The sequence below is a fragment of the Cupriavidus sp. OV096 genome, assembly GCF_900115455.1.
GTDB lineage: Bacteria > Pseudomonadota > Gammaproteobacteria > Burkholderiales > Burkholderiaceae > Cupriavidus.
In genome coordinates, this window is record NZ_FOWM01000002.1 from 642,762 (window position 1) to 658,681 (window position 15,920).

Annotated in this window: 14 protein-coding genes, 1 tRNA gene and 1 pseudogene; 6 read left to right on the forward strand and 10 right to left on the reverse strand. The window is 66.8% G+C overall.

Going from position 1 to position 15,920, the window contains the following annotated elements; genetic code table 11:
- Positions 1–118 precede the first annotated feature (118 nt).
- The 10 genes and pseudogenes from BM115_RS07000 to BM115_RS07045 form a co-directional block, all read right to left on the reverse strand.
- Positions 119–646, reverse strand: a complete 528-nt coding sequence (locus BM115_RS07000) for a nucleoside deaminase (protein WP_092292155.1) — start codon at positions 644–646, stop codon at positions 119–121.
- 66 nt (positions 647–712) lie between these two features.
- Positions 713–1,429: pseudogene (locus BM115_RS07005) on the reverse strand (alpha/beta fold hydrolase); the annotation flags it as partial.
- A gap of 7 nt (positions 1,430–1,436) precedes the next feature.
- The gene (locus tag BM115_RS07010; protein WP_092292157.1) at positions 1,437–2,405 is read right to left on the reverse strand and encodes an isopenicillin N synthase family dioxygenase; all 969 of its coding nucleotides are present in this window, start codon (positions 2,403–2,405) and stop codon (positions 1,437–1,439) included.
- Between the two features lie 152 nt (positions 2,406–2,557).
- On the reverse strand, positions 2,558–3,568 hold the full coding sequence (locus tag BM115_RS07015; RefSeq protein WP_092292159.1) for a LysR family transcriptional regulator: 1,011 nt from the start codon (positions 3,566–3,568) through the stop codon (positions 2,558–2,560).
- A 62-nt stretch (positions 3,569–3,630) separates the two neighbouring features.
- Positions 3,631–4,620: an MBL fold metallo-hydrolase gene (locus BM115_RS07020; protein ID WP_092291981.1), complete on the reverse strand. Its 990-nt coding sequence runs from the start codon at positions 4,618–4,620 to the stop codon at positions 3,631–3,633.
- A gap of 180 nt (positions 4,621–4,800) precedes the next feature.
- A tRNA-Met gene (locus BM115_RS07025) sits at positions 4,801–4,877 on the reverse strand.
- A 200-nt stretch (positions 4,878–5,077) separates the two neighbouring features.
- Positions 5,078–6,772: an MFS transporter gene (locus BM115_RS07030; protein WP_092291983.1), complete on the reverse strand. Its 1,695-nt coding sequence runs from the start codon at positions 6,770–6,772 to the stop codon at positions 5,078–5,080.
- Between the two features lie 251 nt (positions 6,773–7,023).
- A complete protein-coding gene (locus tag BM115_RS07035) occupies positions 7,024–7,377 on the reverse strand; it encodes a DUF4212 domain-containing protein (protein WP_092291985.1) in 354 nt (117 codons plus the stop codon).
- Positions 7,374–8,954 (reverse strand): sensor histidine kinase, encoded by a 1,581-nt coding sequence (locus tag BM115_RS07040; protein WP_092291987.1) that lies wholly within the window; start codon positions 8,952–8,954, stop codon positions 7,374–7,376. The genes BM115_RS07035 and BM115_RS07040 overlap by 4 nt, the downstream gene beginning before the upstream one ends.
- Positions 8,955–8,966: 12 nt before the next feature.
- Positions 8,967–9,656 (reverse strand): response regulator, encoded by a 690-nt coding sequence (locus BM115_RS07045; protein WP_092291989.1) that lies wholly within the window; start codon positions 9,654–9,656, stop codon positions 8,967–8,969.
- Between the two features lie 235 nt (positions 9,657–9,891).
- Between BM115_RS07045 and recA the strand changes: the two genes are divergently transcribed.
- The 6 genes from recA to BM115_RS07075 all read left to right on the forward strand — a co-directional run bounded on the left by recA (position 9,892) and on the right by BM115_RS07075 (position 15,719).
- Positions 9,892–10,956, forward strand: a complete 1,065-nt coding sequence (recA, locus tag BM115_RS07050; protein WP_092291991.1) for a recombinase RecA — start codon at positions 9,892–9,894, stop codon at positions 10,954–10,956.
- An 85-nt stretch (positions 10,957–11,041) separates the two neighbouring features.
- Positions 11,042–11,500 carry a recombination regulator RecX gene (recX, locus tag BM115_RS07055; RefSeq protein WP_092291993.1) on the forward strand — a complete coding sequence of 153 codons (459 nt, stop codon included), beginning with the start codon at positions 11,042–11,044 and terminating at the stop codon, positions 11,498–11,500.
- Positions 11,501–11,847: 347 nt separating this feature from the next.
- Positions 11,848–12,522, forward strand: coding sequence for a DUF2889 domain-containing protein (locus BM115_RS07060; protein WP_092291995.1), 675 nt, complete (start codon positions 11,848–11,850; stop codon positions 12,520–12,522).
- A gap of 89 nt (positions 12,523–12,611) precedes the next feature.
- Positions 12,612–13,778 (forward strand): ADP-forming succinate--CoA ligase subunit beta, encoded by a 1,167-nt coding sequence (sucC, locus tag BM115_RS07065; protein WP_092291997.1) that lies wholly within the window; start codon positions 12,612–12,614, stop codon positions 13,776–13,778.
- Positions 13,779–13,862: 84 nt separating this feature from the next.
- Positions 13,863–14,744, forward strand: a complete 882-nt coding sequence (gene sucD, locus BM115_RS07070; RefSeq protein ID WP_092291999.1) for a succinate--CoA ligase subunit alpha — start codon at positions 13,863–13,865, stop codon at positions 14,742–14,744.
- Between the two features lie 279 nt (positions 14,745–15,023).
- Complete coding sequence (locus tag BM115_RS07075; RefSeq protein ID WP_092292001.1) at positions 15,024–15,719, forward strand: TerC family protein; 696 nt, start codon at positions 15,024–15,026, stop codon at positions 15,717–15,719.
- The last annotated feature ends 201 nt before the right edge of the window (positions 15,720–15,920 follow it).

The following is a 15,920-nucleotide window of genomic DNA, read 5'->3' on the forward strand; positions in this document are numbered from 1 at the left end:
CTCCTGAAGTTGGACGGAGCGAGTGTCGCCAGCGACGGTGAAGCCGGTATGAGGCGAATGTGTGGCGTGGTGCAGCGCCACCGCGATGGCCGTCGCGCCGGCAGGCGCCACGGCCTTGCTACCGGCCGGCCCAGAAGCGACGCTGCGCCGCGGCGATCTCGGCCTCCATCTCCGGCACCGGGCCGATCAGCTCCACGGCCTTCTGGCAATGATCGAACACATAGCGCGACGGCACGCTCATGGTCGGGTTCTCCGCGTGGCTGCCCGTGTACTGCAGCAGCGCATGCTCGGTCATGCCGAACACCACCCGGCCGATATTGGCCCAGTAGGCCGTGCCGGCGCACATGCAGCACGGCTCCACGGTGGTGTAGAGCGTGCAGCCCCACAGGTAGTCGGCCGGGAAGTTGGTGGCGGCCACGCGTGCGAGCGTGGATTCGGCGTGGTTCACCGTGTCGATGTTGCACTGCTCCAGCAGCACGGTTTCCTGGTCCGGACCGACCAGGATGGCGCCGAACGGGTGGTGGCCCAGCGTCACGGCGCGCTCGGCCACCTGCTGGGCGCGGCGCAGGTGGCGGCGGATCTGTTCCGGCGTGGGCGGCAGGCCCTGGGCGGGCAGGGTAGTGGGTTCGGGCGTGGTCATAGACATGGTCATGGTCTCCGCAGGTCTTCGTGAGGGCATGGCTCGGAGGGGCAGCAAGGCGTCGGTCAGGGCCTGCGGGCAGGCCAGTTGCGGCACGTGGCCGCAGTCGAGCGAAATCCGGTGGGCGCCCGGCGTGAGCGCCTGCATGCGCCGCTGGAGCGGCAGCGTGACGGAGCGGTCCTGCAGGCATTCGACATAGACACGCGGCACGCGGCCGAAGCGCGCGGGGCTGAGCGTGTTGCGCATGTCGCGGCCTGTGTCTGGTTGGGGGCAGAGCCGCGCGGCGGCGGTCTGCGCGGCCTCGGGCGGGCAGTCGTGCAGGAAGATCTCGCGCGCGGCGGCGGGCGGCACGCGGCTGGTGGTGCCATCGGCATCCCATGCGAGGTGCGGCACGATGCCGGCGTAGTGGAAATCGGCATCGGCGGCGCGGCATTGGGCGATCACGTCGCCGAAGCTGACCCCGGTGGGCAGCATCATGCCGGCGAGGTAGACCAGCGCGCGTACGCGGTCTGGCAGGGTTTCGGCCACCTGCGAGGCGGTCAGGCCGCCGCCGCTGTGGCCGAGGACGACTGCGGGCGCGTCCAGCGCGGCCAGCAGTGCGCACACGTGGGCGGTGTAGCCGGCGAGGGTGGCGTCGGCTTTCCTTTCGGGGCTGCGGTCGTTGCCGGGCAGGTCCACGGCGTGTACCTGCCAGCCGGCGGCTTCGAGCATCGGCTGCCAGGCGGCGAAGGCCCAGCTGCCTTGCCAGGCGCCATGGATCAGCACGATGTGGGGGCGTTGCATCGACATGATCGGGTCAGCCGTAGGTGCGCCGGTAGCAGTCCATCAGGTGCTGCTCGACGGTCACGGGCGGGTACTTGGCGGCCTCGCCTTCGGCACGGCAGGTCGGCAGGCACGCCACCTCGTGCAGCGGGTTGCCGGTGAAGAAGAACGGCACCGAATAGCGCTCGCGGCCCGAACGGTTGATCACGCGGTGCAGCGTGGAGACGTAGCGGCCATTGGTCCAGCGCGCGAACAGGTCGCCGATATTGACGACGAAAGCGCCGGGCACGGGCGGGGCATCGATCCAGCTGGCCTGGAGGGCGTCCCAGACCTGGAGGCCGCCGGTCTCGTCCTGGAGCAGCAGGGTCACGCCGCCGAAGTCGGTATGTTCGCCGCAACCCTTCTCACCGGGCTGGGGCTGCGCGGGTTGGGGCGGGTAGTGCAGCAGCCGCAGGGTGGCGGAGGCGTCGTGCAGGTAGCCATCGAAATGGTCCTCGGGGAGGTCCAGCGCCAGCGCCAGCCCGCGCACGACCGTGGCGCCCAGCGCGTACGCCTGCTGGTAGTACGCCTCCATCACGTCGCGGAAGGCCGGCAGGGTGGCGGGCCACTGGTTCGGGCCGGTGTTGAAGCGGCCGGCCAGCACGCGCGGGTCATCGGCGGCAATCTCGGCACCAATATAGAAGCTCTCCTTCAGGTCCGGCGGCGCGCCGGCTTCCAGCGTCTGGGCGCGCAGCGGCTCATAGCCCCGGTTGCAGGGCGAGAGGCGCTTGTCCACGGCGAGCTTGTCGGCCATGCTCAGGTCGAAGAAGCGCTGGCTGGCCGCGAACACATCGCGGATCAGCGCCGGGTCGATGCCGTGGTTCGTCAGGTAGAAGAAGCCGCGATGCGCGCAGGCATCGTGCAGCGGCGTGGCCACGGCGCGGCGCGCTGCGGGGTCGGCGCTGCGCAGTCCGGCGATGTCGATCAGGGGCAGGCTGAGGGAGGCGGGGGCGGTGGCAGTCACGGTGAGCGGCGGGCCTTGAAGGCTGGGCGACGGATGCAATCCAGTCTAGGGAGGGGCCACTGCGCTGGATAGCGCCGATTTTTGCGCGGGGTGATGCCGAAATGCGAGCACCCCGGCGGGCCGCCCGGCGCACTGCCGGGGCGGCTATCGGCTCATGCACTCAAGGCGTGCGCGAGTGGCTCCGTCGATGCCTCGCTTTGGCGCGCCGGGGCACGGTCGCGGTGCGGCGCGGTGGGCTTGCGCAGCGCGAGGGCTTCGTCGCGCTCGCGCGCCTCGATGGCCTCCGCGGCAATCCGGATGAAGGCGTCCAGCGCCGGCGGCGGCGTGCGGCCGGCGCGCACATAGACGCCGAGTTCCGAACAGATCGGCGCGGGGGTGTCCAGCGGCACGTGCACCAGCCGCCCGTCGCGCAGTTCGCGCTCGAGGCCCAGCCGGCTCTGGAAGAAGATGCCCACGCCGCGCTCCACGAGGCCCTTCGCCAGTTCGATCGACGAAGTTTCCAGCAGCACCTGCAAGGCGCGCTTGTGATGGGCGAGCACGGGCTGGAGCAGTTCATGCATCGACAGTTCCGGCCGGGGCAGGATCAGCGGGTAGGCCGCGCATTCGGCAAAGGCCACGTGCGGCAGGCTGGCCAGTGGATGGCCGGGCGGCACGATGGCGCCGAGCGCGAAACGCGACACCATGCACTGGCGCAGGCCGTCGTGGCGGCGGATGGAGAAGCCGATGCCAAGGTCCGCCTCGCCATCGATCACGGCCTGGGCGGCCTGTTCGGAGCCGCAGATGCGCACGTCGATCTGGATAGTGGGGTAGCGCCGGTGCATCTGCGTCAGCATGGCGGGCATCAGGTCGGCATTCAGCCCCTCCACGGCCGCCACGCTGAGCGATCCGCGTCGCACGCCGCGCAGCAGTTCCAGCTCGGTGGCCAGGCGCTGCTCGTCCTGCAGCACGGTGATCACGTGGCGCGAGAACACCTCGCCGGCCGGGGTCAGGCGCAGGCCGGTGGCCAGGCGCTCGAACAGCGGGCTGCCGATCTCTTCCTCGAGCTGCAACAGCTGGCGGTTGATGGCCGACGAGGCCACATGCAGCCGCCGCGCGGCTTCGCGGATGGAGCCGCAGCGGCGGATCATGTCGAAATACTTGATGGCGCGGGCGTGGATGTGCATGCCCGGATCGAGCATGCACCGTGCCAGCGCGGGGGGCGGCACCCGGTTCGCCCCCTTGCCGATCAGCGGTCGGCGCGGACCGGACCGTACTCCACCGGCACCCAGCTGTAGCCGCGCGCATCCTTGCGGATGTGGCCCAGGCCCGGGAACGGCATGTGCGCGCCGGCAATCAGCCAGCCCTTGGCGGCGGCCTGCGCGAAGACGGCCTTGCGCGTCTTGATGGCCTGCTGCTGGTCCGAATCGAACTCGATCGACACCTCGGGGTGGGCCATCTGCACCGAATGGCTGTGGACGATATCGCCCCACAACAGCAGCGTCTGGCCCTTCGACGTCACCAGATAGGAACTGTGCCCCGGCGTGTGGCCCGGCGTGCCGAGCACGCTGAAGCCGGGCAGCGGCTGCGCCCCGTCGGCGTAGGTGTGGAGCGCGCCCTTGGCCTTGTAGGGCGCCACGGCGTCCTGGGCCATCTTGAAGAACGGCTTCTTGTCCTCGGGGGCCTGCTGCGCGGCGGCGTCGCTGAGCCAGTAATCGGCATCCTTCTGCGAGGCCCAGACCGTGGCATTGGGGAAGACCGCCGTGGTGCCCTGGGTCAGGCCGCAAGCGTGGTCGGGGTGCAGGTGGGTCAGGAGCACCGCGTCCACGTCCTCCGGCTTGTAGCCGGCGGCGCGGATGTTGTTCACCAGCCCACCCATGGTCGGGCCGAAACACTGCGCCGCGCCGGCATCGACCAGCACGAGCTTGTCCTGCGTATGCACCAGGAAGCCGTTGACGGCAGTCTGCACGCCGTTCTTGTCGACCACGAACATGCGCGCCATCAGCGACTGGAGATCCTTGGCCTGCATGCCCTTGAGGAGCTTGCTGCCGAGATCGACATAACCGTCATAGAGGGCGGTGACGACCACGTCGCCAACCTGCTGGCGATAGAAGCCGGGCACCTGCTCCTTGACCTGCGCGGGCGCGGCCGTGGCGGCAAGACTGGCAAACATCAGGCCGGCCAGCGCGGCGCGAACCAGCCGGCGGGCGGCCTTGGGGGCAAAGGCGAGGGATTTCATCGGGGACAGATCCTTCCTGGATGGGAGTGGAAGCGAATAGGACAGGCAAGTTGCCGGAGGCCCATTCTAATGATCTGTCGGAAAATGCGCGCTGAGGGTCACGCAGGAGGGGGGTGGCCGGAAGGCGGCCCCAAAGCAAAAAGCCGCAATCCCGTGAAGGACTGCGGCTTTTCTAATAGATGGTGGCGAATCAGGGATTCGAACCCCGGACCTGCGGATTATGATTCCGTCGCTCTAACCGACTGAGCTAATTCGCCAACGAAGACCGCAATTATACCCACGGATTGGAGCCTGTCAACACCCTCGTGACAGTTTTATGCAAGCTTCCGCAAGCTGCCCAAAAAAATGGCAGATCCGAAGATCTGCCTGAGAAGGAGCGACCGGCCGTGTACTAGCTTTGCGGTGCCGGTCTATCCTGAGCGCGGTTGCGCAGCGCTGGCCTGAATCTGAATCTGGCTCAGTCGTTGGCGTAGATATCCACGTCCTTGGTTTCGCGGACGAACAGCGCGCCGATCACGAAGGTCATGGCGGCGATGATGATCGGGTACCAGAGGCCGTAGTAGATATTGCCGTTCTGGGCCACCAGCGCGAACGAGATGGTGGGCAGCAGGCCGCCGAACCAGCCGTTGCCGATGTGATACGGCAGCGACATCGACGAGTAGCGGATCCGCGTCGGGAACATCTCCACCAGCATCGCAGCGATCGGGCCGTACACCATCGTCACGTAGATCACCAGGATGACCAGGATCACCAGCACCATGATCGTGTTCATCTGGGCCGGGTCAGCCTTGGTCGGGTAGCCGTGGGAGGCCATCGAGCCGGACACTTCCTTCTTGAACGCGGCGATCCTCCCCTTGCTCTCGTCGTCGAACGCGCCCTTCACGACGGTGGCGTCGAACGCCTTGATCTCCTTGTCGCCGATCTTCACCGAGGCAGGCGTGCCGGCCGGGGCGTCGATCACTTCATAGCTGGCCGATGCCTGGGCCAGCGTGCGCTTGACGATGTCGCACGAGCTGCGGAAGTCGATTTCGCGGGCGATCGGGCTGCCCTGGAACGAGCAGGTCTTCGGGTCGGCCGTGACCACGATCTGCGCGGTCTGCTGGGCACGCTCCAGCGCCGGGTTGGCGTAGTGCGTGAGCGCCTTGAACAGCGGGAAGTAGGTCAGCACGGCGATGGCGCAGCCGATCATGATGATCCACTTGCGGCCGATCTTGTCAGACAGCGAGCCGAAGAAGATGAAGAACGGCGTACCGATCACCAGTGCGCCGGCGATCAGCAGATTGGCCGTCTTGGCGTCAACCTTCAGCACCTGCGTCAGGAAGAACAGCGAGTAGAACTGGCCCGTGTACCAGACCACGGCCTGGCCGGCGGTCAGCCCCAGCAGCGCCAGGATCACGATCTTCATGTTGCGCCACTGGCCGAATGCCTCGGTCAGCGGAGCCTTGGAGGTCTTGCCCTCGGCCTTCATCTTCTGGAACGCCGGCGATTCGCTCATCGACAGGCGGATGTAGACCGACATGCCGAGCAGCAGGATCGAGAGCAGGAACGGGATACGCCAGCCCCAGACGTCGAAGTTCGGGCCGGTCAGCTCGCGCGTCAGCAGGATCACGATCAGCGACAGGAACAGGCCCATCGTCGCGGTGGTCTGGATCCAGGCCGTGTACGCGCCGCGCTTGCCGTGCGGGGCGTGCTCCGCCACGTACGTAGCCGCGCCGCCGTACTCGCCGCCGAGCGCCAGGCCCTGCAGCATGCGCAGCGCGATCAGGATGATCGGGGCCGCCCAGCCGATGGTGGCGTAGCCGGGCAGCAGGCCCACCAGGAAGGTGGACAGGCCCATGATCAGGATGGTGACCAGGAACGTGTACTTGCGGCCGATCATGTCGCCCAGGCGGCCGAACACCAGCGCGCCGAACGGGCGCACCAGGAAGCCCGCCGCGAAGGCCAGCAGCGCGAAGATGAACGCCGAGGTCGGGTCCAGGCCCGCGAAGAACTGCTTGGCGATGACCGCCGCCAGCGAACCGTACAGGTAGAAGTCATACCACTCGAATACCGTGCCGAGCGAAGAGGCCAGGATGACCTTCCTCTCTTCGCGCGTCATCGGCGTGTTTTGTGCACCGCCCCCCGGCACTGCCACGTTTTGCGCGTTTGCCATTATTGTCTCCTCCGTCTCATCGAAAGGTTCCCCGTTGTCAGCGGCCACGCGTGTGCGGACCGCTGCATCGAAGTTGAAGAGGATTGTGGGAGGTGAAACTTACTGCGTTCTGACAGAAATGACGGGAATGGCGCCTAAATCGTCGGGGTATACGCTAGCGGGCGGAACTTCCCCCGAGGCGCCCGGGTTGCTGCGCTGCGGTTGGGCGCGGCACCGGGCGGGCCACGCGGTACGGCGGGGCGGGAATCTTGCTATGCAGCATCGGCCCCGGCAGGGGCTTGCGGGGGAGGTGGGGCGACGTGCGGGACGGCTTCGGCCCCGGCCGGCGGGGCAGGGTGGCCGTCAGGTTCGAACTCGTGGTCGGCGCGGTTCATGCGCCAGGCGTAGAGCGCGGCCATCGCCACGTAGACGATCAGCGCCCCCTGGGCGCCCACCCAGAACGAGAAGGGCCAGCCGAAGAAGTCGAAGCGCAGCTCTCGCGCGTACCAGCTCACCACGAACGACACCACGAACCACACTACCAGCAGCGCGCCGATCCAGCGCCGGTTGTGGCGCCACGCGCGGCGCTCCTGCGGCGACATGCGGTCGCGCGGGGGCTTTCTCATGCCGGCTCCCCGGTGCCGGTGCCGCTCTGGGCGCGGCGCAGCGTCACGCGCAGCCGCGTGCCGGCCAGCCGGGGCGACGGCTGGTAAACGTGATCGTCGATGGCCACCTCGCCGCCATGCTGCTGCACGATCTCGCGCACGATGGCGAGGCCCAGCCCGCTGCCCTCGGTATTGGTGCCGAGCACGCGGTAGAAGCGCTCCATCACCCGTTCGCGCTCGGACGGGGCGATACCCGGCCCGGTGTCCTCCACATCGAGATAGGCGAACGGCTCGAACGGGTCGGCGGCCACGCGCACGGTGGCATGGCCGCCGGACGGCGTGTAGCGGATCGCGTTGTCCAGCAGGTTGTTGAGCATCTCGGTCAGCATCAGGCGGTTGCCGGTGATGGTCACCGGGTGGTCGTCGGCTTCCAGCCCCAGGTCGATGCGGCGCGCCCACGCCTGCGGCAGCCAGTCCTTGACCACCTCACGCGCCAGCGCGGTGAGGTCCAGCGGCGCCATGCCGCCCGCGCCGGCCAGGTTCTCCATGCGCGCCAGCGAAAGCAGCTGCGTCACCAGGTGCGCGGTGCGTTCGGAACTGCCGGCGATCTGCGCCAGCGAGCGGCGCAATTCCTCGGGCGACTGCTCGCGCTGCGCCAGCTCGGCCTGCATGCGCAGCCCGGCCAGCGGCGTCTTCATCTGATGCGCGGCATCGGCGATAAAGCGCTTCTGCGTCTGCACGGACTGGTCCAGTCGCGCCAGCAGGTCATTGAACGATGCCACCAGCGGCGTGATCTCCTGCGGCGCGGCGGTCTCGTCGATGGGGCTCGTATCGCCGGGGTTGCGCGCCCGGATGCGCTGCTGGATCGCGGTCAGCGGCGCCAGCCCGCGCGTGAGGCCGAACCAGACCAGCACCACGGCCAGCGGCAGGATCACGAACTGCGGCAGGATCACGCCCTTGATGATTTCGTTGGCCAGCCGCGCGCGCTTGTCGAGCGTCTCGGCCACCTGCACCAGCACCGGCTGGGAGCCGGCGCTTTTCAGGTCGACATAGGTATAGGCCACGCGTACGTCGTTGCCGGCCACGCGGTCGTCGCGCAGGGACACCAGCCCGGCATGGCCCTGGTCCTCCTCGGACGGCAGCGGCAGATCGTGGTCGCCGGCCACGTACTCGCCGCGCTTGCCCACCACCTGGTAATAGATATTGTCGGTTTCGTCGGCCCGCAGGATCTCGCGCGCGGAGAGCGGCAGCTGCAGCGTCACGCGGCCGTTCACCTCGCGCACCTGCTGGGACAGCACGATGGCGCTGGCCTCCAGCGCGCGGTCGAACGGACCGTTGGCGATGGATTTGGCGACGAGGTAGGTGACCGCAATGCTCATCGGCCAGAGCAGCAGCAGCGGGGCGAGCATCCAGTCGAGGATCTCGCCGAACAGCGAGCGCGGGGAGGGATGGGCGGACGATTCTTCCAGGTGCGGCAGGGCGTCGGCCAGCGCGGCGTCCTCCGCCGCGGCGTCGGCCAGGGTCGGCAGGGGCGGCGGCGAGTTGGGCAGGGGGGGCAGGGCCGGCGGGCGGCCCCAGCGCAGTCTCAGCAGGCGCATGCCGCCCCCGGATCAGCCATGCGCCGCCATCACCGGCTGGAACTTCTCCAGGCAGTAACCCAGGCCGCGCACCGTGGCGATGCGGATGCCACCCACTTCGATCTTCTTGCGCAGCCGGTGCACATAGACCTCGATGGCGTTGTTGCTGACTTCCTCGCCCCACTCGCAGAGGTGGTCCACCAGTTGTTCCTTGGAAACCAGCCGCCCGCTGCGCGTGAGCAGGATCTCCAGCAGGCCGATCTCGCGTGCGGACAGGTCCAGCATCTGCTCGTTCAGATAGGCGATGCGGCCGACCTGGTCGAAGGCCAGCGGCCCGTGGCGCATCAGCGTGGCGCCGCCGCCCGCGCCGCGCCGGACCAGCGCGCGCACGCGCGCCTCCAGCTCGGACAGCGCGAAGGGCTTGGCCATGTAGTCGTCGGCGCCCAGGTCCAGGCCCTTGACCCGCTCGTCCACGCCATCGGCGGCGGTCAGGATCAGCACCGGCAGCATCGCGCCGCGCGTGCGCAGGCGCTTGAGCACCTCCAGGCCGGGCATGCGGGGCAGGCCGAGGTCCAGGATCAGCAGGTCGAAATGCTGGGTCGACAGGGCCGAATCGGCTTCCACGCCGTTGGCGACGTGGTCGACGGCGTAGCCGGAATGCCGCAGCGAGCGCGTGAGCCCGTCTGCCAGCACGTCGTCATCTTCCGCAATCAGAATGCGCATGGTTGTCTCCACCCTGTTGCCAGCATCGCACGCCACGCGGTTGCGGAACCGGTGGGGCTTGCCAAGCATACTGTTTTTTTATACAGTACCCGACATTCCGCAGGCTGCCTTGTGGGCAGCCGGGTCGGGTCGCACGCCAGATCACTTTTCAGGCCGATTTCCGTCGGAAATCGCTTAAAAATCAGGCGTCGCGCCGCATGCGGCCTATTTATACACCATTGACTGAAGGACGACCATGGACGACAAGAAGGCCGGCGCCGGCGTGAGCGCTGAGAAGCAGAAGGCGCTTGCCGCCGCGCTCTCCCAGATCGAGAAGCAGTTCGGCAAGGGCTCGATCATGCGTCTGGGCGATGGCGAGATCGAAAAGGACATCGAAGTGGTGTCGACCGGCTCGCTGGGGCTCGATATCGCGCTGGGCGTCGGCGGCTTGCCGCGCGGCCGCGTGGTGGAGATCTATGGTCCGGAATCGTCGGGCAAGACCACGCTGACGCTGCAGGTGGTGGCCGAGATGCAGAAGCTGGGCGGCACCTGCGCCTTTATCGACGCGGAACACGCGCTGGACGTGAACTACGCCGGCAAGCTGGGCGTGAACGTGGGTGAACTGCTGATCTCCCAGCCGGACACCGGCGAGCAGGCCCTGGAAATTACCGACGCCCTGGTGCGCTCGGGCTCGATCGACCTGATCGTGATCGACTCGGTGGCCGCATTGGTGCCGAAGGCCGAAATCGAGGGCGAAATGGGCGATTCGCTGCCCGGCCTGCAGGCCCGCCTGATGAGCCAGGCGCTGCGCAAGCTGACCGGTACGATCAAGCGCACCAACTGCCTGGTGATCTTCATCAACCAGATTCGTATGAAGATCGGTGTGATGTTTGGTTCACCTGAAACGACCACCGGCGGCAATGCGCTGAAGTTCTACGCCTCGGTGCGCCTGGACATCCGCCGCATCGGCTCGATCAAGAAGGGCGACGACGTCATCGGCAACGAGACCAAGGTCAAGGTGGTGAAGAACAAGGTGTCGCCGCCGTTCCGCGAGGCATTCTTCGACATCCTCTACGGCCAGGGCATTTCCCGTCAGGGCGAGATCATTGACCTCGGCGTGGATGCCAAGATCGTCGAGAAGTCGGGCGCGTGGTACAGCTACAACGGCGAAAAGATCGGCCAGGGCAAGGACAACGCGCGCGAATACCTGCGCGAGAACCCTGACATCGCCGCTGAGATCGAGAACAAGGTCCGTGCGGCGCTGGGCGTGGTGGCGATGAACGCCGCTGTCGTCAGCGCGCCGGCCGAAATCGAAGGCTGAGGCGGAGCTTTCTCCGCCCCTCGGAAGCCGTCGCAGATCGTGCGGCGGCTTTTTTTATTGGTACTGCACTGTCGATGACCCCCTGATGGCTGGCTCCCGCCCCCCGCTCTCGCTGAAGGCCCGCGCCGTTGGCTACCTGTCGCGCCGCGAGCACAGCCGCGCCGAACTGCGGCGCAAGCTGGCGCCGCACGCCGAGACGCCCGAGGAGGTGGATACCCTGCTCGACGCGCTCGAGCGCGAGAACTGGCTCTCCAACGACCGCTTCGTCGATAGCCTGGTCCATCGCCGCGCCAGCCGCTATGGCGCCGCCCGGGTGATGCAGGAGGCCAAGACCCATCAGCTCGGCAATGAACAACTGCATGACCTCCAGGACCGCCTGCGGGAAACCGAGGTCGAGCGGGCCCGGGAAGTCTGGCGCAAGCGCTTCGGCACCGCCCCGGATTCTCCGGAGGCCAAGGCCAAGCAGATCCGCTTCATGGTCGCGCGCGGCTTCTCGCGCGCCGTGGTCGGCAAGATCATCCGCCGCGCGGAAGATGACGAGTGAGATGGCAACAACGTGTCGATTACGCCACGTAGACCACTGTATACCTGCGTGCGCAACAGGGATTTTGTGATCCGGCGCCTAATGTTGCGGCGCCGCACCACCGACCGTGCCGCCGGATACGATGGCCGCCCGCCAGCCCTTGTCGCGCCGTGGTTCGGCGTTGTCACCGGCGCAACAATTCGCCCCCGACATTCCGTATCGCAGGATGTTCCCGGTCAAAGCGGCGCGGCATGTTAAACTCTCCCGGTTTTCCGGCCTTGGCGGCCGTGCGGCTGTCGGCCGTCCCGCCCCGGCCGTGACGTTTGCCCCCGGTCACACCTCAACATCCCGCGTCAGCCCCAGCTGTCATGCCACTTTCCCCGCCTGCCAACCGCACCTTGCGTCATCGCCGTGCCATCACGGCGGAAGCGTATGCGCGGGAAGACGGTCTGTGGGACATCGAGGCCCGCCTTACCGACACCAAGCCACGTGACATCGAACTCGCCGGCGGCGGCATTCGCCCCATCGGCCAGCCGCTGCACGACCTCTGGCTGCGCGTGACGATCGACCTCCGCATGAACGTGGTGGATGCTGAAGCCTGCTCAGACTGGGTGCCGTATCCGACGCATTGCGACACGATCGGCCCGGCCTACCGGAAGCTGATCGGCCTGAACCTGACAAAGGGCTTCCGCAAGGCGGTGCGCGAGCGGCTGTCCGGCGTGTCCGGCTGCACCCACCTGACGGAGCTGGCCGGCGTGCTGCCGACCGCCGCCATCCAGGCGTTTGCCGGCGATGTCTTCAATGTGCGCGACGGCGCCACCGTCAACGATCCGAATCCCGAACCGCCTTACCAGCTCCATGGATGCCACGCGCTCCATTTCGAGGGCGAGGTGGTTCGCCAGTTTTACCCGCGCTGGTATGGCTACCAGCCGGCACCGAAGGCCGGCGCTGCGGCGTCATCGTCCCAGACCGCGTCACGCGTCGATGCTCCGGCATCGGGCGACGACACCCTGGCCCACCGGCCCAACGGAACCTCGGGCTGACCGTCACGGTCCGCCCACAGGAACAGCGAGAGACGAATCGTCTCCCCCATTTTTCCCATCCCTTTACGCCTACCCGAAAGGAAACACGCATGAATATCCATGAGTATCAAGGCAAGGAAATCCTGCGCAAATACAATGTGCCGGTTCCGCGCGGCATCCCGGCTTTCTCGGTTGAAGAAGCCCTGAAGGCGGCTGAGCAGCTCGGCGGTCCGGTGTGGGTCGTCAAGGCACAGATCCACGCAGGCGGCCGCGGCAAGGGCGGCGGCGTGAAGGTGGCCAAGAGCATCGAGGACGTCAAGACCTACGCCACCAACATCCTGGGCATGCAACTGGTGACGCACCAGACCGGTCCGGAAGGCAAGAAGGTCAACCGCCTGCTGGTCGAAGAAGGCGCTGACATCAAGAAGGAACTGTACGTGTCGCTGGTGGTGGACCGTGTCTCGCAAAAGGTGGCCCTGATGGCCTCCAGCGAAGGCGGCATGGACATCGAGGAAGTGGCCGCGCACAGCCCGGAAAAGATCCACACGCTGATCGTGGACCCGGCCGTGGGCCTGCAGGACGCCGAAGCCGACGACATCGCCCGCAAGATCGGCGTGCCGGACGCCAGCGTGCCGCAAGCGCGCCAGGCACTGCAAGGCCTGTACAAGGCGTTCTGGGAAACCGACGCTTCGCTGGCCGAAATCAACCCGCTGATCCTGACCGGCGACGGCAAGGTGATCGCCCTGGATGCGAAGTTCAACTTCGACTCCAACGCGATGTTCCGTCACCCGGAAATCGTGGCCTACCGTGACCTGGACGAAGAAGACGCCAACGAAATCGAGGCCTCGAAGTTCGACCTGGCCTACATCTCGCTGGACGGCAACATCGGCTGCCTGGTGAACGGCGCCGGCCTGGCCATGGCCACCATGGACACCATCAAGCTGTTCGGCGGCGAGCCGGCCAACTTCCTGGACGTGGGCGGCGGTGCCACCACCGAGAAGGTGACCGAAGCCTTCAAGCTGATGCTGAGCAACCCGAACGTGGAGGCCATCCTGGTCAACATCTTCGGCGGCATCATGCGCTGCGACGTGATCGCCGAAGGCGTGATCTCGGCTTCGAAGGCTGTGCAGCTGGGCGTGCCGCTGGTCGTCCGCATGAAGGGCACCAACGAAGACCTGGGCAAGAAGATGCTGGCCGAGTCGGGCCTGCCGATCATCTCGGCGGACACGATGGAAGAAGCCGCCCAGAAGGTTGTGGCCGCTGCCGCTGGCAAGTAAGCCGAAGCCGATACGCCAACAAATGCAAGCGCGCGGTGCGCAGGCCCTGCCCGCGCCGCGCGACGCCAAGCAAAGGATTACAGCATGTCGATTCTGATTAACAAAGATACCAAGGTCATCACCCAGGGGATTACCGGCAAGACCGGCCAGTTCCACACCCGTGGCTGCCGCGACTACGCGAACGGCAAGAACGCCTATGTGGCGGGCGTGAACCCGAAGAAGGCCGGTGAGGACTTCGAGGGCATTCCCATCTACGCGAGCGTGAAGGACGCCAAGCAGGCGACCGGCGCGACCGTGTCGGTGATCTACGTGCCGCCCGCCGGCGCTGCCGCCGCCATCTGGGAAGCCGTTGACGCCGATCTGGACCTCGTGGTCTGCATCACCGAAGGCATTCCCGTCCGCGACATGATGGAAGTCAAGGACAAGATGCGTAAGCAGAACAAGAAGACCCTGCTGCTGGGTCCGAACTGCCCGGGCCTGATCACGCCGGACGAGATCAAGATCGGCATCATGCCGGGTCACATCCACCGCAAGGGCCGCATCGGCGTGGTGTCGCGCTCGGGCACGCTGACGTACGAAGCCGTGGGCCAGCTGACCGCGCTGGGCCTGGGCCAGTCGTCGGCCGTGGGCATTGGTGGCGACCCCATCAACGGCCTGAAGCACATCGACGTGATGAAGATGTTCAACGACGATCCCGACACGGACGCCGTGGTCATGATCGGTGAGATCGGCGGCCCGGACGAGGCCAACGCCGCGCACTGGATCAAGGACAACATGAAGAAGCCGGTGGTTGGCTTCATCGCCGGTGTGACGGCGCCCCCGGGCAAGCGCATGGGCCACGCCGGCGCGCTGATCTCGGGTGGTGCGGACACCGCCCAGGCCAAGCTGGAAATCATGGAAGCCTGCGGTATCACGGTGACCAAGAACCCGTCGGAGATGGCCCGCCTGCTGAAGGCGATGCTGTAAATCATGCGTCACTTCCCGCGCCATGGCGTGCCGATCCGGGCGCCTGGCGTGTGGTGATTGCATCGCATTGCCCCCGCCCGCCGGGGGCAATGTCATTCTGGCGAGACGCTGACCTAGGGTATTTCCCGAGCCGCCTGCCGGAAGGTTGAAACCGAATCGTAAGGTTCGTGCGATACATCTCCATGTCTGTAAGTTCAGACATCCAAAAGTTCGCAGTGGCGCCGCCTGCCGGGCGGTCGGCGAACGTGGAATAAACCTAGAAACTCGAGGAGTCTTGCCGTGGAATTGTTGTCGAGCAGCGCATTCTGGATTGCGCTGGGATCCATCATCCTGACCAATATCGTGCTGTCCGGCGACAACGCCGTGGTGATCGCGCTCGCCTCGCGCAATCTGCCGCCGGCCCAGCAGAAGAAAGCCATTTTCTGGGGCAGCGCCGCCGCCATCATCATGCGCGTGGTGCTGACCGTGGCCGCCGTGAAGCTGCTGACGCTGCCGTACCTGAAGATCGTCGGCGCCATCCTGCTGGTCTACATCGGCGTGCAACTGCTGACCGGTGATGACGGCGAGGAAGGCCACGACGCCAAGGACAACATCTGGCAAGCCATCCGCACGATCCTGATTGCCGACCTGGTGATGTCGCTGGACAACGTGGTGGCCGTGGCCGCCGCCGCCCAGAAGGGCCCCGAAGGCAGCCAGCTGATGCTGCTGGTGCTGGGCCTGGGCCTGTCGATTCCGCTGATTGTGTTCGGCAGCACCATCCTGCTGAAGGTGATGGAGCGCTTCCCGCTCATCATCGTGCTGGGCGCCGCGCTGCTGGGCTACCTGGCCGGCGAGATGCTGGTGAGCGACCCCGTGGATGCAGAGTGGTTCCAGGTGCATGTGCCGCACGCCCATCTGGTGTTTGGCTTGGTCGGGGCCGTGCTGGTGGTGCTGGTGGGCAAGCTGCTCAAGCGCCGGAGCGCGCAGGTGGCCTGACGCCTCTGCATTGCAGTCTCGTCATGCCTGAAACGGGCGGCCGATCTGGCCGCCCGTTTTTCTTTGGTGGCGCCGCTACAACAGGGCGCTGTGGGCGCCCGCGCCACGAATTCCTGTGGATTTCCAAGCAATTCCCACAAGCCTGTGGGAATTGTCGGAGATCAATCGGAGTAGGGGGCTGACCTCCCGATCATGGGTGCC